Consider the following 21193-nt stretch of genomic DNA (forward strand, 5'->3'; position numbering starts at 1 on the left):
CGATATCAATATGTGGCACACCCCACTTCTCCAGAGGAGCGACCGATGAACGCTCGCACCCCACCGGCCGGTCTGGTGCTTCCGGCCGACGCCGACCAAGGCATCGGCGGCAGCCCGCGCCGCAAGGAAGACCGCCGCCTGCTGCTCGGCCGTGGCCAGTACGTGGGCGACATCCGCATGCCCGACATGCTCGACGTGGCCTTCGTCCGCTCGCCCGTGGCGCATGCCCGGCTCGGCCGCATCGACAAGCCCGAGGGGCTGGCGTCGATGGTCTACACGATGGACGACCTGCACGGCGTGCAGCCGATCCTCGCCGCGTCCGCACTGCCCGGCTTCAAGCGCTCGGTGCAGCATCCGCTGGCCAGGGACAAGGTGCGTTTCGTCGGCGAGCTGGTGGCGGCCTGCGTGGCGCCGACCCGCGCCCGCGCCGAGGACATCGCCGCGCAGGTGATGGTCGACTACATCGATCTGCCGGTGCTGGCCAGCATGGAAGGCGCCGTCGATTCGGGCACGCGCGTGCACGACGAATGGAGCGACAACGTCTTCGCCGAGACCAACACCGAGCGCAGCGCCGTCGCTGCGGATGCCGCGCAGAAGCCCACACGCACCGTGCGCCGCCGCCTGCGCACCTCACGCCAATGCATGATGCCGCTCGAAGGCCGCGCCGTGCTGTGCTGGTGGGACCACCGGCTCGACCAGCTGGTGATGTATTCGGCGGCGCAGGTGCCGCACATCAACCGCACCGGCTTGGCCGAATGCCTGGGCCTCGACCAGGGGCAAATCCGCGTGGTGTCACCCGACGTGGGCGGCGGCTTCGGCTACAAGGGCCTGCTGCTGCCCGAGGAGATCTGCTGTGCCTGGCTGGCGCGCCACCTGGGCCGCCCCGTGCGCTGGCTGGAAGACCGACGCGAGCAGTTGGGCGCCAATGCCAACTGCCGCGAACATGCCTACGACATCGCGGTCGAGGTCGAAGCAGACGGCCGGCTGGTCGGCATCGACTGCGACGCCATGGTCGACTCCGGCGCGCACTCGTCGTACCCCTTCAGCGCCTGCCTCGAGGCCGCACAGATCGGCTCGATCCTGCCCGGCCCGTACAGGATGGACCGCTTCGTCTGCCGCACCCGCTCGGTCGCGACCAACAAGCCGCCCATCCTGCCGTACCGCGGCGTGGCGCGCACCGGCGTCTGCTTCGCGCTGGAGCTGATGCTCGACGCCGCGGCCCGCGAACTCGGCATCGAACCCTACGAACTGCGCGCCCGCAGCCTGGTGCCTGCATCGGCGATGCCGTACACCAACATCACGAACAAGTACTTCGACTCCGGCGACTACCTCGCGGCCATGACCCAGGCCGTCGAGGCGCTGGGCTGGCAGGCCTGGCGCGAACGGCAGCCGAAGGCAGCGGCCGGCAAGCGCATCGGCCTGGGCCTGGCGGTGTTCTGCGAGCAAGGCGCGCACGGCACCTCGGTCTATCACGGCTGGGGCATCCCGATGGTGCCGGGCTACGAGCAGTGCGCCGCGCGCTTCACGCCCGACGGCATCCTGGAGATCCGGCTCGGGGTGCATTCGCATGGCCAGGGCATGGAGACCTCGATGGCGCAGGTGGCGCACACGGTGCTGGGCATCGACATCGACCGCGTTCGCGTGCAGCACGGCGACACCGCCAACTCGCCCTACTCCACCGGCACCTGGGGCTCGCGCTGCGCCGTCATGGCCGGCGGCGCAGTCGGCACGGCCTGCCAGGCGCTGGCGGCACGGATGACCGAGATCGCTGCGGCGCTGCTCGGCGTGCCGGCCGCATCGCTGCGGGTCGAAGGCGGACGCATCGGCATGCCCGATTCGCCGGGCCTGGCGCTCGACGAGATCGCGCGCACCTGGTACCGCGCGCCGCAGAAGATCCCGCTGGGCATCGACCCTTCCGGCCTGGAGGTCGTGGTGGGCTACAAGACCGCGCCCGACACCGGCACCTTCAGCTACGCCTGCCATGCCTGCGCGGTCGAAGTCGACATCGCCACCGGCCGCGTGACCCTGCTCGACTACGCGATCTGCGAGGACGGCGGCGTGCTGCTCAACCCGCAGATCGTCGAAGGCCAGCTGATCGGCGGCCTGGCGCAGGGCATCGGCACCGCGCTGTACGAAGAGATGCCTTTCGATGGCGAAGGCCAGCCGCTGGCCTCGACCCTGGCCGACTACCTGATGCCCGGCGCCGGCGAGATGCCGCCGCTGAAGATCGTCCACATGGAAACGCCGAGCCCGCTCACGCTGTTCGGCCAGAAGGGCATCGGCGAAGGCGGCGCCATCGCCCCACCGGCGGCTATCGTCAACGCGGTCAACGACGCGCTGCATGCGCTGGGCGCCGAGCTCACCGAATGCCCCGCGAGCCCCGAGCGCGTGCTGCGCGCGCTCGCAGCCGCGCGCACCGGAGCACCCGCATGAAGGCCGTCGCCTACGCTTTCGAGGCGGCCGCATCGGTCGATGCTGCGACCTCGGTGCTGCGCGACGGCGGCTGGGGCTTCAAGCCGGTCGCGGGCGGCCAGTCGCTCGGCGCGATGCTCAATCTGCGTCTGGCCCAGCCCGAGACGCTGGTCGACCTCGACGGCATCAGTGAACTGCGCGACGTGAAGGAGGCCGCCGACCACGTCTTCTTCGGCGCGATGACGACCCATGCCGCCATCGAGGATGGCCACGTGCCCGACCCGAGCGGCGGCCTGATGCCCTTCGTGGCCCGCAGCATCGCCTACCGCGCCGTGCGCAACCGCGGAACCATCGGCGGCAGCCTGTGCCACGCCGACCCGGCGGCCGACTGGGTCGCCTGCCTGCCGCTGCTCGGTGCCACGGTGGCGGTGGCCGGTGAAGCGGGCCGACGGGACATCCCTGCGGCCAGCTTCATGACCAGCGCCTTCGAGACCCAGCTGACCGACGGCGAACTGCTCCTCGGCGTGCGCGTGCCGCGCCGCTCGCCAGCCGCGCGCTGGTCGTACCGCAAGTTCTGCCGCAAGACCGGCGAGTTCTCGCACGCCACGGTCGGCGCGCTGATCGATCCGGCCGACGGCACGGAGCGGCTCGTGCTGGGTGCACTCGACGGCGCGCCCCGCGTCTTCGAGGGCGCCGGTCTGCTGCACGACCTCACCGCCGACATGACACGGCGCCAAGCGCTACTGGACGACGCCGGCCAGGGCCTCGACGACACCCGCCGCGCGCTGCTGGCCGAGATGCTGCGGCTCGCGCTCAACGACATGGAGACACCCCGATGACGGCTGTCAATCTCGAATTCCCGGCGGTGCGCGAGGCGCGCATCACGCTCGACATCAACGGACGCGCGTACGCGATGACGGTCGAGCCCCGCACCCACCTGGCCGACGCGCTGCGCGAGCAGTGCGGACTGACCGCCACCCATCTGGGCTGCGAGCACGGGGTGTGCGGCGCCTGCACGGTGGAGGTCGACGGTGCGCCGCAACGCGCCTGCCTGCAATCGGCGACGCGCTTCGCAGGCAAGCGGGTGCGCACGCTCGAAGCCTTCGACGACGACGCCGTGATGGCGCAGCTGCGCGACGCCTTCTCGGCCGAGCACGCGCTGCAGTGCGGCTATTGCACGCCCGGCATGCTGATGACGGCCCGCGACATCGTGCTGCGGCTGCCGCAGGCCGACGAGCAACGCATCCGCGACGAACTGGCGGGCAACCTGTGCCGCTGCACCGGCTACGCCGGCATCGTGAAGGCCATCCAGTGCGTGCTTCGCGCGCGTGGCGACACCGAAGGGCTCCGCCATGCAGCTTGAGCAAGCCTTCACGCTCGCCGCCCCGATCGAGCCGGTGTGGACGGCCTTTCACGATGTCGAACTGCTCGTCGACTGCCTGCCCGGCGCCTCGATCGACCCCGCCGGCACCCCCGCCGACGCCCAGAGCGTGCCGCTCCTCTTCAAGGTAAAGCTCGGCCCGATCGCCGCGGCCTTCGCCGGCCAGGGCCGCATCGCGCTCGACGACACCGCACGCACCGGCAGCTTCGCTGGCAGCGCGGTCGACACCCGCACCAGCAGCCGCATCAAAGGCGAGGCCCGCTTCTCGGTGCAACCGGATGCAGACGACGCGCGATCCACCCGCGTCGCGCTGACGGTCGACTTCACCATCACCGGCGCGCTCGCGCAGTTCAGCCGCGAAGGCATCGTGCGCGCGCTGGCCGACCAGCTGAGCCGACAGTTCGCCGAGCAGCTGCAGGCACGGTTGCCACAGGCCGCGCCTTGCGTTGCGGCGTCGTCCGAAGACGGCGCCGCCACCGGCCACGCGCCCCTGGCCTCTGCCACCGTCCCGGCATCCCGCCCCACCGACAACGCCATCGACCTGTGGAGCCTGCTCAAGGCATGGCTGCGCAGCCTGTGGCCGGGCGCCTCGAGGCCCTGACTTCGCTCTTCTCCGTTCCTCTCACGTCCCCCACCTCTCCAAGGAAATCAACCATGTGGATCCGTACCAAGACCTGGGCCGCCATCGCTGGCGCCACCGCCTTCACGGCGCTGACCGCGTTGTCCGCACATGCGCAGGACACGATCAAGATCGGTGTGTCGGAACCGCTCACCGGCGCGGTCGCGGCCTCCGGCAACTACGTGACGAACGGCGCGCGCATCGCGGCGGACGTGATCAACAAGAAGGGTGGCGTGCTCGGCAAGCAGATCGAGCTGGTCATCGAGGACAACAAGTCGAACCCGCGTGAAGCGGTCAACTCGGCCGAGAAGCTGATCCTCAAGGACAAGGTGCCGGTGATGATGGGCGCCTGGAGCTCGACCTTCACGCTGGCCGTGATGCCCAAGCTCATGGAATACGGCGTGCCGATGGTGGTCGAGACCGCCTCGTCCGGCAAGATCACCACCTCGGGCAACCCGTGGATCTTCCGCACCAGCCCGACGTCGGCCATGGAGGCCCTGGCCTTCGGCAAGCAGCTGGCGTCGTTCAGCCCGGCGATCAAGAAGGTCGACTTCCTGTCGGTCAACAACGACTGGGGCCTGGGCGCCGCCGCCGAGTTCAAGAAGATGCTGGAAGCCAAGGGCATCACCGTGGGCCGCACCGAGACGATGGCGCCCGACGCGACCGATCTGTCGGCCCAGCTTGCCGCGCTCAAGGGCACCGGCTCCGACACGCTGATCGTCACCTCGGGCATCGAGCAGCTCACGCTGGCCATCCGCCAGGCGGGCGAGCAGCGCCTCGGTCAGCGCCTGATCACCACCGGTGGCTCCTTCCCGGAACCGCTGCTGAAGACGCCGGGCCCGAAGGGTTACGCCAGCCAGCACCTGCTGTTCTTCGCACCGTGGGCCGTCGAACGCGCCAAGTACCCCGACGTGGCCAAGGACTTCGTCGATGGCTGGAACGCACGCAAGCTCGACTTCGCCGGCCAGACCGAAGGCTTCCGCGGCTACGACGCAATCCTGACCATCGCCGAGGCGATCAAGGTCGCCGGCAAGGCCGAGCCGGCCGCCATCCGCGATGCGCTGTGGAAGGTCAAGCTCAAGGGCGTGAACGGCGACATCGCCTTCGGCAAGGAAGGCCCTGCCGGCCAGGAGAGCGGCCAGGCCGAGCCGAACATCTACGTCGTCGAACTCAAGGACGGCGCGGTCACCGTCAAGTAAGCACAACCAGCCGGGCACGCCGTTGCCCGGCTCTTGGAACACACGGTGGATCAATTCCTTCAACATCTGCTCAACGGGCTCGTGCTCGGGGCCACCTACGCGCTGCTGGGCATCGGCCTGACGCTGATCTTCGGCATCATGCGCGTGGTCAATTTCGCGCACGGCGAGCTGTACGCGCTGGGCGGCTACGTCGCCTATGCCGCCGTGTCGGTGTTCGACCTCAATTACTTCGGCTCGCTGATCCTCGCGGCCATTGCCGGCCTGGTGATGGGCGCGCTGATCGAATACGTGTTGCTGCGCCGGCGTGACCTGGGCTCCATCGACGAGGTGATGCTGATCATGATCGGCACCATGCTCATCATGCAGAACACCGAGCTGCTGGCCTGGGGTGGCGTCGCCAAGGCCGTGCCCTCGCCGTTCTCGCAGGAGCCGCTGGTGTGGGGCGAGGTGTCGGTGTCACCGATCCGCCTGTTCGTGCTGTGCACGGCGCTGGTTCTGCTGGGCGTCTTCTACCTGCTCATCGAACGCTCCCGCTTCGGTCTGGCGATGCGCGCCACCTTCCAGGATCGCGATGCGGCGCGCATCGTCGGTGTCGACGTGTCGCGCATCTACACCGCGACCTTCGCGCTCGGCTCCTGCCTGGCGGCCGTCGCCGGTGCGTTGCTGGCGCCGGTGTTCGTGGTCAGCCCCACGATGGGCGACCTGGCGAACCTGAAGGCCTTCGCCATCGTCATCCTCGGCGGACTCGGCAACCTGGCGGGCGCGGCGCTTGGTGGCTTCGCGCTGGCGCTGGTCGAAGAGTTCGGTGCTGGCTATATCTCCACGGCCTACCGCGATGCGATCGGCTTTCTCGTGATCCTGCTCGTCATGATCGTTCGCCCACAAGGCCTCTTCACCGGCAAGGAGCGCATCGGATGAGCCGCCAGAAACAACTCGGCTTCGTGGCATGCGTCGGTGCACTCGCTGTGCTGCCCCTGCTGTGGCCCGATCCGTACATGCTGTCGGTGGTGGCTTCCTGCGGCATCTTCATCATCGCGGCGATCAGCCTCAACCTGCTGCTGGGCTTCACCGGCCAGCTGAGCCTGGGGCACGTCGCCTTCTTCGGCATCGGCGCGTACACCAGCGCCCTCATGTCGCTGGGCTTCGACGTCGACCTGCTCGGCACCGGCACGCCGTGGGTGGTCGCGCCCAAGCCGGTGTGGCTGGCCTTCGCCAGCGGCATCTTGGTGGCGGGCTTGTTCGGCTGGCTGGTCAGCCGCATCGCCTTCCGGGTGCGCGGCGCCTACTTCGTGATCGTGACCATCAGCTTCGCGCAGGTGATGCGGATGGTCGCGCTCAACTGGGTCGATCTGACCGAAGGCCCGATGGCGCTCAACAACATCCCGCCGCTCACGCTGTGGCTGCCGGGCACCGGCACGCTGCCGATCGCGACCAAGGCATCGATCTACTGGCTGGTGCTCGCGGCCGCCGTGGCGGCCTATCTGCTGGTGGCCGCGCTGGTCACCAGCCGGCTCGGCCGGGCGATGATCGCGCTGCGCGAGAACGAGACGCTGGCGCGCTCCATCGGCATCGACGTGACCCGCTTCCTGCGCATCGCCGCCGTGGGCGCAGCCGGCATCGCCGGCGCGGCGGGCGGCCTGTACGCACACACGGTGCGCATCATCGACCCGGACGTCTTCATGTTCATGTTCACCGTCACGATGGTCATCATGGTCATCGTCGGCGGCAAAGGCACATTGGCCGGGCCGGTGATCGGCGGACTGCTCTTCGGGCTGCTACCGGAAGTGCTGCGCGGCGTGCTGGCGCCCGAGGTGCAATGGATCATCTATGGCGCGCTGATGATCCTGGTGCTGATCTTTCTGCCCAAGGGCATCGTTCCCGCGGCCGGCGCGCTGAAGCGCCGGGTGGCAGCGCGGCGCACGCCCAGGGTCGCGCACGTTTCCGCGGCAGAGAGCGAACCGGCATGAGCTCCCCCGTTCTGACGCTGTCGAACGTCACCATGCAGATCGCCGGCCTCACTGCCGTCGACCAGCTCAGCTTCTCGGTCGAGGCCGGGCAGATCGTGAGCCTGATCGGGCCCAACGGCGCGGGCAAGACGACAACCTTCAACGTGATCTCCGGCTACATGCGCCCGACCGCCGGGCAGGTCATGCTCTTTGGCGAGAACATCGTCGGTCTGTCGCCCGACCGCATCGCCCAGCGCGGTCTGGTGCGCAGCTTTCAGCGCACCAGCGTGTTCGCCGGTTGCACCGTGTTCGACAACGTGCTCACGGCCCTGCACCTGCAGGGCCGTGCCGGTTTGTGGAAGACGCTGCTGCGCACGCCAGGCTTCCGGCGCGAGGAAGCCGCACTGTGCGAACAGGCGCGCGAGATGCTGGATTTTCTCGGGCTGCAGTCGCGCGCCGACGAGCTCGCGTCGAGCCTGTCGTACGGCGAACAGCGGGTGCTGGGTGTCGGGCTTGCGCTGGCGGCCAGGCCGCGCATGCTGCTCCTCGACGAACCCGCCGCCGGCCTGAATCCCTCGGAGACCGAAGCCTTCAAGGCGACCGTGCGGCGCATCGGCGACCGCGGCATCACCGTGCTGCTGGTCGAGCACGACATGCACATGGTGATGTCGATCTCCGACCACATCGTGGTGCTCAACCACGGCCGGCTCATCGCGACCGGCATTCCCACAGCCATCCAGCAGGATCCCGAAGTGATCCGCGCCTACCTCGGGTCAGGACTGCGCCGTGCTCAAGCTTGATCAGGTTTCGGTCCGCTACGGCGCGACCACCGGTGTCGACCGCATCTCGCTCCATGTGCGCGAAGGCGAACTCGTCACGCTCATCGGTGCCAACGGCGCCGGCAAGTCGACCACGCTGCGCGCCATCAACGGCCTGGAGCCGCTCGCCGGCGGCACCATCCACTTCGACGGCCATCTCGTGTCCGGCGCCACGCCGGCGACGATCATCGACCGCGGCATCTCGCACTGCCCCGAAGGCCGACGGGTGTTCCCGCAGCTCACGGTGCGCGAGAACCTCGAGATGGGCGCCTACCGCCGCACCGACCGCCAGCGCGCGCGCGACGACATGGAGCGCCTGCTCGACAAGTTCCCGCGCCTGCGCGAGCGCATCAAGCAGGCGGCCGGGACGCTGTCGGGCGGCGAGCAGCAGATGCTGGCCATCGCACGTGCGCTGATGGCGCGTCCGCGGCTGGTGATGTTCGACGAGCCCTCGCTTGGCCTCGCACCGAACTTCGTCGAGATGATCTTCGACCTGATCCTGGAGATCCGCCGCGAAGGTGTGACGGTGTTGATGGTCGAGCAGAACGCCTACGCCGCGCTGGAAATGTGCGACCGCGCCTACCTGCTGGAGAACGGTCGCATCGTGAAGGACGGCACCGCGGCCGACATGCTGGCCGACCCGGCGATCCGTCGGGCCTATCTGGGCGGGTGAATGGCCGTTCTCCGGTGCTGACCATCCCGCCAGGGCCTCATCGGCTCAGCGGATGACCACCGTCAGCGTGCTGCCCGGCGGCACACGCACCGTTTCCTTGTAGCTGCCGGTCAGGCGGAAGCGCGACACCGGGAAGCTCGCGAAGCCCTTCAGCGTCGACGGGACCGCCGCCGGCAAGCCGCGACCCGACTCGCCGAGGGCCGCGGGGTCCATGGCCACCAGTTGCAGGCCGTCGTCGTTGCGCATGGGCATGCTGTAGCCGGCGACACCGGCGCTCAACGGCACCAGGCCGGCCGCGGCGGACGAGAAGCGGCGCAGTTCCTGGCCGATGCCGGAATCCGGGCGCTGGGCCTTGATCGCGGCCTCGAGCACGGCGGCCGAGTCGGTCAGGCCGGTGCTGCGCAACACCGACTGGAAGAAGCCCAGGCCGAACTGGCGGTTCAGGTAGCCGCCGAAGGAGCCGACCACGGCGTAGCTTTCGCACACGGTGCCCATCGGGTCCCAGCGGGTCAGCTCGCAGTTGTAGCTGCCGCTGCCGCGGTAGTTCAGGTAATACGGCAGGCGTGCATCGCGGATGGCGTTGTGGCTGGTGTCGAGCGCGTAGCTGGCCCAGTCTTCCATCATCAGTGCCGACATCTCCTCGAGCCAGTCGTCGAAGGCGAACTGGGAACCCATGCTGACGCTGCGGCGGTAGAAGTTCTGCATGTGCATGCCTTCGTGCGCGAGCGCCGTGACCACCTGGCGCAGGCCGCGTTCGCCGTCGAGGTACATCGTCTCGGTGTCCATGTACATGCTCAGCGATTCGTTGCTGTAGGCCAGCTGGCCCGCGCCCGTCTTGAAGTTGTTCAGGCCCCAGAAGTAGCCGCCCATGCCGTAGGGCTGGGCGTTGCGGTCGAAGTTGACGAGGAAGATGTCGATCGGCTGGCCGCTGCCGGGCAGCAGCTCGGTGTGCCCGTGCGGGCCCCACAGCGGGCCGCCGACCTTGACCAGCATGTCGTAGATGCCGCCGGCACCGGCGAAGGCGTCGCGCACGCGGTCGCTCAGCGTCGCGGACACGCGCGCCGGGTCGATTTCGCTCGTCTCCACCCACACGTTGACGACCGTGCCGTCGCCGGTGGCGCGCTGGCCCGCGAGCCGGACCGTGCGCTGCGACCGGTCGAGCAAGTACACGGTGCGCTGCTGCCCCACCGTGTAGGTGGCGGCCGGCGCTGTCGGGGCCGACAGCGCGGAGAGCTTCGCGGCGACGCCGGCCGCCGCGGTCGGCGTGCTCAGCAGCCGGGCGAAGCCGTCGCGGTTGAAGTTGGCCACGTCGGCGTTGAATGCCGTGCCCGCGTCGGCGCTGTCGCCGCCGCCAGCCATCGTCTTGCTCAGGGTCGGCGCCAGCGTGGTCGACGACGACAGGATCTGCAGCGACGGCATCGCGACTTCCTGTGCCGATTCGTTGGTGAAGACCAGGGTCACGAGCTGGCCGGTCAGGCCCTTGATGGCGAGGGGGAAGTCCTTCGCCAGCGACCCGGCGTTCGAGACCTGCCACACGCCGGTGCCGGCACCGGCATAGGTGCTGCCGTCGACCGCACCGCAGTCGGTGCAGGCCGCGGTCAGCGGCGACGGCGTGTCGATGGCGGCCACCGGTGGCGCGCTCGCGCCTGCGGTGCCAGCCGCGCCCCCCTCACCACCGCCCCCTCCACCGCCGCAGGCCGCGAGGATGGCGGCCGCAGCCAGGGATGCGATCGCGCCGAAGAGGGCGTTGGGGGTTCTGCAAGGCATGAGCTGTTCCTTGTTCGGCGAAGTCCGTACGTGTGAGGCGCCGGGACAGCGTGAACAGAGATAGCAAGAAAGCTCTGCAGGCCGCGGCCCGATCGCGTGGCATGACCCAGCTATCGGCAGCGATCGGTGAACCTTGAGGGCGTGGCCGCGCCAGGCAGGCGACGGCGCGCGGCAGTCCGCACTTTCAGGAAGAAATGCGCATCCGCGCGGCTATTTGCGAAGACCGGGCCGGTTCGATGCCCGGAGCCCGCCGGCCCTTCAGGCGAAACCCAGGCGGATCGCCAGCGCGGCCAAGGTCACAAGCAGCACCGGCACGGTGAGCACGATGCCGACCCGGAAGTAGTAGCCCCAGGTGATGGTGGTGCCCTTCCTGGCCAGGACGTGCAGCCAGAGCAGCGTGGCCAGGCTGCCGATGGGGGTGATCTTCGGGCCGAGGTCGCAGCCGATCACGTTGGCATAAATCATGGCCTCCTTCACCACGCCGGTCGCGGAAGAGGCGTCGATCGACAGCGCGCCGATCAGCACCGTCGGCATGTTGTTCATCACCGACGACAGCAGCGCGGTGAGGACGCCGGTGCCCATCGCCGCACCCCAGACGCCGCTCTGCGCGAAGATGTTCAGCAGCCCGGCGATGCGGTCGGTAAGGCCCGCGTTGCGCAGGCCGTAGACCACCAGGTACATGCCGAGCGAGAAGATCACGATCTGCCAGGGCGCGCCGTGCAGCACCTTGCGCGTGCTGATCACCGAGCCACGCGCCGCCACGGCCAGCAGCAGCGCAGCGCCGACAGCGGCCACCGCGCTCACCGGCACGCCCAGCGGCTCCAGGCCGAAGAAGCCGATGAGCAGGAGCGCCAGCACCACCCAGCCTGCCCGGAAAGTGGCGCGGTCCTTGATCGCTTCGCTCGGCGGCTTGAGCTGCGCCACGTCGTAGGTGGCGGGAATGCCGTGCCGGAAATACAGCATCAGCACCACGAGGCTGGCGAGCACCGAGGCGATGTTCACGGGGACCATGACGGCCGCATAGTCGTCGAAGCCGATCTTGAAGAAGTCCGCCGAGACGATGTTCACCAGGTTCGAGACGATCAGCGGCAGACTGGCGGTGTCGGCGATGAAGCCCGCGGCCATGACGAAGGCCAGCGTCGCGGCGGGCGTGAAGCCGAGGGCCAGCAGCATCGCCATGACGATCGGCGTGAGGATCAACGCGGCACCGTCGTTGGCGAACAGGGCCGACACGGCCGCGCCGAGCAGCACGATGAAAGCGAACAGCAGCCGTCCATGGCCGCCGCCCCAGCGCGCGACGTGCAATGCCGCCCATTCGAAGAAGCCGGCCTCGTCCAGCAGCAGGCTGATGATGATCACGGCCACGAAGGTGGCGGTGGCGTTCCAGACGATGCCCCAGACCACCGGTATGTCGCTCAGCTGCACAACCCCGAAGATCAGCGCGATCACGGCGCCCAGCGACGCGCTCCAGCCGATGCCCAGGCCTCTGGGCTGCCAGATGACCAGGACGAGCGTGAAGATGAAAATGAGGATGGCCGTCAGCATGGGGTCTGATCGCACACGGCGCGCTTCTCGTGGGTGCGGAGGATCAGGACGATCATCGTCACCGGCGGGTCCCGATCTCGCGCACTTCATGCTGGATGGCCATGCGCTCGAGCTTGTCCATCGGCAGCGACAGCATGAACTCGATGCGGCGCTTGAGCGTCACCGCCGTGTCCATGAAGGCCCGCTTTTTCTCTTCCTCGGTGCCTTCCACCGCGGCGGGGTCCGGCAGGCCCCAGTGCGCGGTGATCGGCTGGCCGGGCCACACCGGGCACATCTCGCCCGCGGCCTGGTCGCAGACGGTGATCACGAAGTCCATCGGCGCAACGCCCTCCTTGGCGAACTCGTCCCAGCTCTTGCTGCTGTAGCCGCGGTCTTCGATGTGGAGCGTCCGCAGCGTTTCGAGTGCCAGCGGGTTCACGGCGCCCTTGGGATGGCTACCGGCGGAAAAGGCCTTGAACCGGCGGCCCCCCAACTGGTTGAGCAGGCCTTCGGCCAGGATGGAACGCGCGGAGTTGCCGGTGCAGATGAACAGCACGTTGTGGGGAGTGTCGGTCATGATGGTCGGTGGGTTGGTGGAGATCAACAACGAAGGGAGCCGTCCGAGGCCATGCAAGCCTCGCCCTGGCAGCAGTTGTCCGTGAGGTAGCCGAGCAGCGCCTTCATCTGGTCGAAGGCAGCGCGGTAGATGAGATTGCGGCTCTGGCGCTCCTGCGTGACGAGGCCGGCATGCGTCAGCTCCTTGAGGTGGAACGAGAGGCTGGTGCTCGGGACACCGAGGGCCTCGACCAGCGCCCCGGGCGTCATGCCGTCGGTACCGGCGACCACCAGACGCCGGAAGACCTGCAGCCGCAGGGGTTGGGCAAGCGCGGCCAGCGCACGGACAGCCTCATTTGTTTCCATTATCCAATCATAGTCGAATGATTGAATTTTAGATGACAGCAGCAAGTCGAACTCACCGAAAGCAAGCCCGATGGGGCTTCGTCAGAAGGCCGCGTCAGGAAGACGCGACGGGCGGCGGCGTGGTGGCCAGCGGCAGCTTGCGCCAGCGGCGGTGATGCCAGCTCCACAGCTGCGGATGCTGGCGCACCTGCTGTTCGGTGAGCTGAACCAGGCGCTCGACATCCGACGCCAGTGACCCCTGACCCAAGGGCACCGGCGGCTGGATCTCGAAGCGCCAGACCGGCTCGGCCGCCGTCGTGGCCACCGGCAGCAGCGGCGCACGCGCCGCGCGGGCGAGCTGCGCGGGGCCGGCCGGCATGGCGGCGTCCTTGCCCAGAAAGCGTTGCATCAGCCCGGTCTCGGCCTGCTGCACGCCCTGGTCCATCATGACGAAAACGATGCGGCCCTGCTTCAGCGCCGACACCATCTGCGCATAGGCGCGCAGGCCGGTGTTTGCAAGGATGCCTTCGATGCCGTACTGCTCGAGCCCGTTCTGCAGCAGGCCCGCCGACATCATCCGCGCCTCGCGGTAGACCACACTCACGCCCCAGCCGGCGCGGGCCAACTGGATGGTGAGCAGCGCCGCATTGCCCATGTGCGTGGCCAGCAGGATCGCGCCGCGCCCGCCGGCCATGGCGGTGCGCAGGTGCGCGAGGCCGTCGACCTCGCAACGCGCGATGAGCATGTCCTCGTCCTGGCGCTGGTCGAACATCGCCAGAATCTCGAGCACGGCGGTGTTGTTCACCCGGTAGGCCTCGCGCAGCAGCGGCGCGATCGACGGGTCGCCGGGCGGCTTGCCCAGCGCCAGCGCCATGTCGTGCGCGATGCGCCGGCGCTGGCGCCAGGCCAGCCGGTACTGCAGCGCGCCCGTCAGTTGGCCGAGCAGGCGCACGCGCTGGAAGCCGGCCACGCGCAGCAGCGTGCGCAAGCCGAGGAAGAGCGCGCGACGGCGGGCGCGCCGCAGGCGGCGGCCGAAGTCGACCGGGCGTTCCGCGTCGCTCACGCGGCCACCTCTGGTTCCTGCGGACCGCGCACCAGGCTCACCTGCGCATCGGCCAGCCGGTAGATCCGGTCCGCCGCGTCGATCAGCAGGCCCTGATGCGCCACGGCCAGGATCGTCAGGCTGCCCTTCAGGCGCTTCACTGTGTCGATCACCACGGCCTGGGCCTCGGCGTCGAGGCTGCTGGTGGCTTCGTCGAGCACCAGCAGGCTGGGCTTGTGCACCAACGCCCGCGCGATGGCCAGGCGTTGGCGCTGGCCGCCGGACAGGCGCGATCCGCCCTCGCCCACCCGCGTCTGCAGGCCCTCGGGCATGGCGTCGACGAAGTCGAGCGCATCGGCGGCACGCAGGGCATCGCGCAGGTCGGCCTCACTCAGGTCCTGCTCGCCGAGCGCGAGGTTGTAGGCGATGGATTCGTTGACCAGCACGGAATCCTGCGGCACGTAGCCGATCTGCCGCCGCCAGGGGCGCAGGGCCAGTTCAGGCATCGGCACGCCGTCGACGCGCACGCTGCCGGCCTCCGGCTCCAGCAGGCCGACCACCAGGTCGAGCATCGTGGTCTTGCCGGCGCCCGAGGGGCCGACGATGACGGTCAGCTCGCGCGCGTGGATGGTGAAGGACGCGTCCTCGAGCACCAGGCGGCCGTCGCCGTGGCGGAAGCGCACGCCGTCGAACGCGATGCCGTCGGACAGCGTCGCCGTACGGTCGCCGCCCTTCGGCTCGGCCTGCGCATGCGCGGCGTCGATGCCGTCGATGAGGGCCCAATAGGCGCTCTCGCGCACGACGATCTGCTGATAGGCCCGCTGCGTCTTGGAGAGGTAGCTCACCACCCGCGCCAGCAGGAAGAGCATGACCAGCACCGACGCCAGCGGCATCTTCAGCACCACCAGGCTCAGGAAGAAGCCGGTGCCGACCATGATGGCGAGCAGCGGGTCCTGCAGCGCGCTGAGCGCCTCGCGGCTGACGACCTGGCGGCGCAGCGCACGGCGCAGTTGCTTCATCTGGTCCGACAGCAGCGCATCGACGTGGTCCTCGCGTGCCATCGCCTTCAGCGGCTTGGCCGCGGCCAGCTGCGCACCGATGGCCGACAGTAGCGAGGTGAGCAACTGCGTCTGGTGCTGGCCCGCACGGCGCGAACTGCGGATCAGTGTGTGCAGCAAGGTCAGCAGCAGGCCGCCGGCAATCGCCGTGGCCACGCCCGCCTGCCACGAGATCGCGAGGGCAATGCCCATGTAGATCAGCGAATTGAGCAGCATCGCCGCCATCTCGGCGCTGTACTGGAAGGCTTCGGAGGCACGCTGCGCCTCGGTGGCGACCGCGTTCGACAGCCGGCCGACCGACTGCTGCAGGTAGTGGCTCCAGCGCGCGCCCATCACCGCGCGGATCAGCGCCAGGCGCAGGTCGGTGGCGATGTGCGCCACCGTGTAGCCGACCTGCTTGTTGGCCACCAGCGTGAGGCCGGCGCGCAGCGCGATCAGCGCGATCGCCAGCGTGAGCATGACCGGCGCGGTCGGCGGCAGGCCGAGGACGTCGGCGATGCGCGTGGCGACCTGCTCGGGCATCGACGGCTTGCGGCCCGGGTCGCCGGCGGTCGTGAGCGTGAGCATCGACAGCAGCATCGACATGCCGAGGCCATCGAGCAGGCCTGCGACGAAGACCGCGGCGAGCGCGGCCAGGCTGCGGCCGGGGTAGGCGCGCACGAAGGCGGCGATCATGGGCACCGCGCCGCGGGCGCGAGCGGCAGTCACGGCGTCGATGGGCTCGCCGCTCATGCGGCAAAAAACCGAAGAGAGGGGCCGCGACGGATCACGACCGGGCGCGCCGGGTCGGTGTCGTAGGCCTCGCCGTCGAGCGAATAGCCGCCGAGGCCCGTGATCTCGACCTGCGCACAGCCGCCGCTGAGGAAGCCGTGGGCCGTGTCCATCGCGCGCGAGAAACGCCCCGTGAGCAGGCGCGGCAGCGAGCGGTAGAAGCGGCTGGCATGGCGCGACACGGCCGTCAGGCGCATGCCGCCATCGGCGCGCGTGGCGTACGGGTCGAACAGGCCTTGGCGGTGCTGCAGCGTGGTCGCGAGCAGCAGGTTCACCTTGCCCTCGAAGCGGCCCAGCGGACCGGCATCGATGCGCAGTTCGGGGCACGACAGGCCGGAACGCCCACGCAATGCCAGCCAAACCAGGCGCAGCAACGACGACAGCGTGCTCAGGTGGCCGGTGCGCAGCGCGCCGTCACCACCGATGCGGTGGGCGTGCGTGCGGCGGATCACGCCGTCGATCAGCGCCGCGCCCACCCACAGGCCGCGGCGTGCCGGTGCCGGCCCCTGCTCGATGCACAGCGTGGCGCGCTCGACGACAGCGGCATCCCAGCGCTTGTCCGCGACGGCGGCCAGCCCGCGCTCGAGCAGGCGCATCGCGTCGATACCCGGTGTCAGGTCGGCGGCCGTCAGGTTGGTGCGGCCGCCGGGCAGCACGAGCAGGTCCGGCGTCCAGGCCCCCGTGGGCAGGCTGGCCAGTTGGTCGATGACCGCGCGCACGGTCCCGTCGCCGGCCAGCACCATCACGTGGCGCTGGCGCCGGGCCAGGATGGCGTCGACCGCGGCGGTGAGCGAGGCGGGACCGTCCACCACGACCACCTCGGCGCCCTGCGCCTTCGCCAGCGCCTGCGCCTGCTCGGCCAAGCCGCGTGACGCGCGAAAGCTCAACGGGTTGACGATGAGGCACGGCGGCATCGAAACGGTCGCCAGTGCGTCGAGCGACTCCAACACGGGCATCAGCCCGGGCACCTCGGCGTTCAAGATCGGCCGGACCGCGGCAGCCAAGCGCGCATCGCCGACTGCTCGTGCGGCGTCTGCCGGGCCGACTGCCAGAGCTCGCGCACGGCGGCGAAGAAGCTGTCGCGGTTGGTGATGCGGTAGGACGCATCCGCCGGCAGGTTCTGCATCAGGCGGCGATGCGCTTCGTCCATGTTGTGGTACGGCAGCGCCGGGAAGAGATGGTGCAGCGCGTGGTAGCGCAGGCCCACCGGGAAGAAGGCGATGGTCAGCCAGGTCTGGCCAGTGATGTTGATGGATTCCTCGACCTGCCCCGCCAGGTCCATCGGCGTGCCGTCGTTGACGTAGCGGTGCGCCGCCAGGTTGCGCACCCAGTTCAGCCCCAGCGTGAAGGCCAGCAGCAGGTAGCCCATGGCCACGTGCTTGAAGCTGATGACGTCGCGCCAGACCAGCACGGCGAGCGCCATGATGTACGCGAAGCACAGCGCCTCGACGATCTTCAGGTGCTTCTCGAAGCGCTTGGGGAAGCGCTCGCTGTAGTACGGGTTGGACACCGCCGCCGACGCGCGCGTCAGCACCCAGTGGCGCAGTCCGCCGTGGAGCCACGACAGCGGCCCCAGCACGCCGAAGCGCACCACCATGAAGAGCGGCAGGAGCGGAGCCTGCGCCAGGTACTTGAGGGTTTCCTTCACCGGCGACGAACCGAGCGGCAGGTATTCGCCGTCCGACGGGGTGCCGAAGCGGCGGTGGTTGTGGTGCTCGATGTGGTTGCTGTACATGATCCACGGCATCAGGAACGGGATGCCCAGCAACAGGTTCCACGCCCGCTTGAACCACACCATCTGCTGGTTCGGCATGTGGATGATCTCGTGGATGAAGGTGCCCGAGCGGAAGAACAGCAGGCTGGCGACCACGAACGCGGCGATCTGCACGGCGCTCCAGGGCGTCGCCAGGAAATAGACGGCCGTCAACGCCCAGCCGATGCCCGTGCTGAGCAGGAAGTCGGTCCAGTAGATGGCCGGTGAGCGTTCGAACAGGTCGTCGATCAGCGCGCGCGCCTGCCCCCGCCATGCGAAATTTCGTGCAGCCGCTGAGGCGGCGGGAGCCCGTTCAAGGGGGGTGGAGGTGGCAGTCACGGCTCTGCGGAAGGAATCGGGAGGGGGCTAAAGCATACCGGTTGCGGGAAGCCCCCGGCGGGGGCTCCAGTTCCGCAGCGTTCTGCAGGAAGACGGCTATCCGCTCACGTCGGCCAGCGTCATGTCGAGCGGCGCGTCGAAGGGCGGCAGCGTGAGGCGGATGCGCACCGGAAGGAACTGCCGCGCCGGCTCCACCCAGACCTCCGCCCGCGTGTCGTCGGGCTGGCGCAGCACGCGTGTCAGCTTCTGGGTCCGCAGGTTGCCCGCGGGGGTCTTGACCGTCTCGGCACCCGCGGCTTCGAAGATCCAGGTTTCGGCTCGGCCGCGCACGCCCACCACCGGCATCACGACCCGCCCGCCGGCCTTCGCCTTGGCCGGGTCCGCCGTCAGGATGGCCTGCAGCTGCACCAGCCAGCTCACGCGGTCCTGCGCGCCCGGCACCAGCGGGATGTCCGGGGCGGAGCCCGAGAAATCGATTTTCGATTCGCTGCGCACGAAGGTCGCCTCCCGCGCGGACTTGCCCAGGCGCTTCTCCACGTAGCTGCCGGGGGCCACGCCCGCGGCGTCGAAGCCGCCCTGGCTGGCCCAGTTGATGAGCGCCAGGCCGGCGACCGTGCCCTTGAGGTGCGCCTCGTAGGCATCGCCCGTGCGTTTCCAGACGAACTCGCCGCTGCCCCGGATACCACCGCGCTGCATCTGATAGAGCACGGTGAAGGAGCGCGCGATGCGGGTCGGGTAGACCTTGGCCTCGGCGTCGCGCGCCGGCGGCGTACTCGGTTCGGCGGCGGAGGCGACCAAGGAGGCCGAGGCCAGCAGGACCGCCGTGCACAGCCAGAGGCGATGCCGGGAAAAACGCAGGGGAAAGAAAGGCATGGGCGAGAAGGCGGGAAAGATCCCCCCATTCTCAGCGCATCAGCGCAGCACGCCGCGGCGTCGCAGCCGCCAGTAGATGCCCGGCGCCGCCAGCAACGGATGCCGCCGCTGGAAGGGGGTGGGTTCGATCTTGTAGCCGCTGTGGCGCTCGACCTTCCACGCGACATAGTCGGTGGCGTTGTCGAAGGTCAGCGCCGCCTTCAGCAGCCGCAGCAGGTTCAGCACCGGCCCCAGCCGGCGACGCCTGCGCCAGCGGTGCTCGGCGGTGGTGCGTTCGTCCGGCGCCAGCACGGGTGCCACTTCGCCCGGCGCCGTGGTGAAGGCCAGCCCGCCCTCTTCCCAGGCCAACGGCAGCAGGCGCGCATAGCGCGGCCCGTCGTGCGCGAGCAGGTCTGCGCCGCGCGTGCTGCGCTCGACCCGCAACTCCGCCGCGTAGGTGCGCGCATAGAGGGCGCGCCAGAAGGCGACCGGCTCGGCGCGCAGCGGCCCGAGCATCGCCGCCCAATGCGCAGCGGCCACCACCGCATCGCACACCGCATCGCGCATGGTGAGCCGGTCGGCCTCGCTGCGCGCATGAATGCAGGCGCAGGGCTGCGAGAAGCGGGCCCACAGGGTGGTGTCGATGCGCTGCACCGACATCGCCCGCCGGAACTGCGCGACCGTCATGACCGCGTACTTGGCGCGCAGGCTGCGGCCGGCGACCGACTCCTCCAGGTAGCCGACGTTCGGCGGCAGCACGCGGTTGGCACAGGCCGCGAGCCACGAGCCCGGCCAGTCGCCGACGTGGTCGACCAGCACGTAGAAGTCGAGCACGCCGTCGAGCGCGCTGTCGCGCAGGGCCGAGCCGTAGAACAGCACGGCGGCCGCCCCGCCCTGCGCGCGCGCGGCCAGCCGCTCGGCCAGCGTGACGACGGCGGGCGGCACGGCGCGCCGCAGCTCGTCGTCGATCAGCGCGCGCAGGTCATCGGTCACGTCATTCACATCGGCGCGGAGAGCCAGGAGCGCAGCGGGCCGCGGCGGCGCGCCACGGCGGCCTGCAATAGCCGCACGGCATGCACGACCAGGCAGGCCACGGTCCAGATCGCCACGGCGAGGATGCCGAGGTCGGGACGGCCGAAAGGCAGCGACGCCGTCAGCAGCAGCAGGTTCGGGTTGCGCCGCGCGGTGATGAGCCGGAAGCGGCTGTCGAAGCGCTCCCACACGTGCATCTCGATGCCGAAGCAGGCGATGAACAGGCCCTCTTCGAGCCGCTGCAGCACGTAGCCCGCGACGATGGCCGTGAGCGCCAGCGCGGCATGCGTCAGCGGCAGGCCGACGGCCGTCAGCCCGACGATCCAGGCCCACCACCAGAACGGCGGATGGACCAGGTCGATGGAATGGTCGAAGAAGTCGCCGAAGCGCGACGAGTTCAGCGTGACGCGCGCCAGCTTGCCGTCCACCGTGTCGAGGAAGGTCATGCCCCAGGCGGCCGCCAGTCCCCAGCCGTAGTGCCCGGTCCAGAACAGCCACATCGCGGCCAGCACCAGCACCAGGCTGAGCGAGGTCACCTGGTTGGGCGTGATGCCGGCTTCGGCGCACAGCCGCGTGACATAGCGCGCCGGACGCGGCCAGGCGTAGAGCGTGACCAGGTCGGTCACGCCCTTGTAGGCGCCGCGGAAGGTGCGCCACTCGATGGCGTCCATGCTTTCCGCGGTCAGCGGGAGCAGGTAGGGGGGTTCGCGCTTGCGCAGCTTGTCGTTGTAGCCGTCGGCGATCTGCGCCGGCGAGACGGTGCGTGCGCCGGCCAGCGCTTGCCGCTCGGCCAGCCGCGTGGCGGCTTCGGCGGCCTGCGCGGCCGCGACGGACAGCGCGACCACTTCGCCATCGCCCTCGCCCGCACGCAATGCGACGTCGTCCGTCGCACCGGCGAGGCCGCGTACCAGCGCTTCGTCGAAGACCCAATCGGCCCGCAGCAGCACGACACGGTCGGCATCGGCCGGCGTCGCCGCCATGCCGGCCCGCGCGAACTGGCGCTGCAACCGCGCCTCCGAGGTGAGGCCCCAGACACGCAAGGGCGATTGGCCGACGACGATCCCCGCAACGCGCTGGGTGGGCGCCTTGTCTGCGCTCATTTGGACA

20 protein-coding genes are annotated in these 21193 nt (G+C 69.6%); 9 read left to right on the forward strand and 11 right to left on the reverse strand.

Translation table 11 applies throughout. The annotated features are described in order from the left end of the window. Positions 1–45 precede the first annotated feature (45 nt). From QTH86_RS07405 to QTH86_RS07445, 9 genes are read left to right on the forward strand one after another with little or no spacing between them, the layout of a single operon-like run. A complete protein-coding gene (locus QTH86_RS07405) occupies positions 46–2433 on the forward strand; it encodes a xanthine dehydrogenase family protein molybdopterin-binding subunit (RefSeq protein WP_286645318.1) in 2388 nt (795 codons plus the stop codon). Then, the gene (locus QTH86_RS07410; protein ID WP_286645317.1) at positions 2430–3251 is read left to right on the forward strand and encodes an FAD binding domain-containing protein; all 822 of its coding nucleotides are present in this window, start codon (positions 2430–2432) and stop codon (positions 3249–3251) included. The genes QTH86_RS07405 and QTH86_RS07410 overlap by 4 nt, the downstream gene beginning before the upstream one ends. Then, a complete protein-coding gene (locus QTH86_RS07415; RefSeq protein WP_286645316.1) occupies positions 3248–3775 on the forward strand; it encodes a (2Fe-2S)-binding protein in 528 nt (175 codons plus the stop codon). Before QTH86_RS07410 ends, QTH86_RS07415 begins: the two co-directional genes overlap by 4 nt. After that, positions 3765–4394 (forward strand): SRPBCC family protein, encoded by a 630-nt coding sequence (locus tag QTH86_RS07420; protein ID WP_286645315.1) that lies wholly within the window; start codon positions 3765–3767, stop codon positions 4392–4394. Before QTH86_RS07415 ends, QTH86_RS07420 begins: the two co-directional genes overlap by 11 nt. 53 nt (positions 4395–4447) lie before the next feature. After that, the gene (locus tag QTH86_RS07425) at positions 4448–5611 is read left to right on the forward strand and encodes an ABC transporter substrate-binding protein (RefSeq protein WP_286645314.1); all 1164 of its coding nucleotides are present in this window, start codon (positions 4448–4450) and stop codon (positions 5609–5611) included. A gap of 45 nt (positions 5612–5656) precedes the next feature. After that, positions 5657–6529 carry a branched-chain amino acid ABC transporter permease gene (locus QTH86_RS07430; protein WP_286645313.1) on the forward strand — a complete coding sequence of 291 codons (873 nt, stop codon included), beginning with the start codon at positions 5657–5659 and terminating at the stop codon, positions 6527–6529. Continuing rightward, positions 6526–7578 carry a branched-chain amino acid ABC transporter permease gene (locus tag QTH86_RS07435; RefSeq protein ID WP_286645312.1) on the forward strand — a complete coding sequence of 351 codons (1053 nt, stop codon included), beginning with the start codon at positions 6526–6528 and terminating at the stop codon, positions 7576–7578. Before QTH86_RS07430 ends, QTH86_RS07435 begins: the two co-directional genes overlap by 4 nt. Then, positions 7575–8357, forward strand: a complete 783-nt coding sequence (locus QTH86_RS07440; protein WP_286645311.1) for an ABC transporter ATP-binding protein — start codon at positions 7575–7577, stop codon at positions 8355–8357. Before QTH86_RS07435 ends, QTH86_RS07440 begins: the two co-directional genes overlap by 4 nt. Beyond that, a complete protein-coding gene (locus QTH86_RS07445; RefSeq protein ID WP_286645310.1) occupies positions 8344–9048 on the forward strand; it encodes an ABC transporter ATP-binding protein in 705 nt (234 codons plus the stop codon). Before QTH86_RS07440 ends, QTH86_RS07445 begins: the two co-directional genes overlap by 14 nt. A gap of 45 nt (positions 9049–9093) precedes the next feature. On the opposite strand, the gene QTH86_RS07450 is transcribed toward QTH86_RS07445, so the two are convergent. The 11 genes from QTH86_RS07450 to QTH86_RS07500 form a co-directional block, all read right to left on the reverse strand. Next, the gene (locus QTH86_RS07450) at positions 9094–10815 is read right to left on the reverse strand and encodes a M30 family zinc metallopeptidase (protein ID WP_286645309.1); all 1722 of its coding nucleotides are present in this window, start codon (positions 10813–10815) and stop codon (positions 9094–9096) included. Positions 10816–11073: 258 nt separating this feature from the next. Continuing rightward, on the reverse strand, positions 11074–12360 hold the full coding sequence (locus tag QTH86_RS07455) for an arsenic transporter (RefSeq protein ID WP_286645308.1): 1287 nt from the start codon (positions 12358–12360) through the stop codon (positions 11074–11076). A 58-nt stretch (positions 12361–12418) separates the two neighbouring features. Next, positions 12419–12919, reverse strand: coding sequence for an arsenate reductase ArsC (locus QTH86_RS07460; RefSeq protein WP_444813796.1), 501 nt, complete (start codon positions 12917–12919; stop codon positions 12419–12421). A gap of 20 nt (positions 12920–12939) precedes the next feature. After that, positions 12940–13260 carry an ArsR/SmtB family transcription factor gene (locus tag QTH86_RS07465; protein WP_286645306.1) on the reverse strand — a complete coding sequence of 107 codons (321 nt, stop codon included), beginning with the start codon at positions 13258–13260 and terminating at the stop codon, positions 12940–12942. A gap of 94 nt (positions 13261–13354) precedes the next feature. Then, positions 13355–14302 (reverse strand): lysophospholipid acyltransferase family protein, encoded by a 948-nt coding sequence (locus QTH86_RS07470; RefSeq protein ID WP_286645305.1) that lies wholly within the window; start codon positions 14300–14302, stop codon positions 13355–13357. Further along, on the reverse strand, positions 14299–16071 hold the full coding sequence (locus tag QTH86_RS07475; protein WP_286645304.1) for an ABC transporter ATP-binding protein: 1773 nt from the start codon (positions 16069–16071) through the stop codon (positions 14299–14301). The genes QTH86_RS07470 and QTH86_RS07475 overlap by 4 nt, the downstream gene beginning before the upstream one ends. Continuing rightward, on the reverse strand, positions 16068–17114 hold the full coding sequence (locus QTH86_RS07480; RefSeq protein ID WP_286645303.1) for a diacylglycerol kinase family protein: 1047 nt from the start codon (positions 17112–17114) through the stop codon (positions 16068–16070). The genes QTH86_RS07475 and QTH86_RS07480 overlap by 4 nt, the downstream gene beginning before the upstream one ends. Further along, positions 17087–18202, reverse strand: a complete 1116-nt coding sequence (locus QTH86_RS07485; protein ID WP_286645302.1) for a fatty acid desaturase family protein — start codon at positions 18200–18202, stop codon at positions 17087–17089. Before QTH86_RS07485 ends, QTH86_RS07480 begins: the two co-directional genes overlap by 28 nt. A gap of 96 nt (positions 18203–18298) precedes the next feature. Beyond that, positions 18299–19075, reverse strand: coding sequence for a DUF3108 domain-containing protein (locus QTH86_RS07490; protein WP_286645301.1), 777 nt, complete (start codon positions 19073–19075; stop codon positions 18299–18301). A 39-nt stretch (positions 19076–19114) separates the two neighbouring features. Beyond that, positions 19115–20047: a hypothetical protein gene (locus QTH86_RS07495; RefSeq protein ID WP_286645300.1), complete on the reverse strand. Its 933-nt coding sequence runs from the start codon at positions 20045–20047 to the stop codon at positions 19115–19117. Positions 20048–20052: 5 nt separating this feature from the next. Beyond that, a complete protein-coding gene (locus QTH86_RS07500) occupies positions 20053–21186 on the reverse strand; it encodes a CDP-alcohol phosphatidyltransferase family protein (protein WP_286645299.1) in 1134 nt (377 codons plus the stop codon). Positions 21187–21193 lie beyond the last annotated feature (7 nt).

Source organism: Variovorax sp. J2L1-78, assembly GCF_030317205.1.
GTDB classification, from domain to species: Bacteria; Pseudomonadota; Gammaproteobacteria; order Burkholderiales; family Burkholderiaceae_C; genus Variovorax; species Variovorax arabinosiphilus.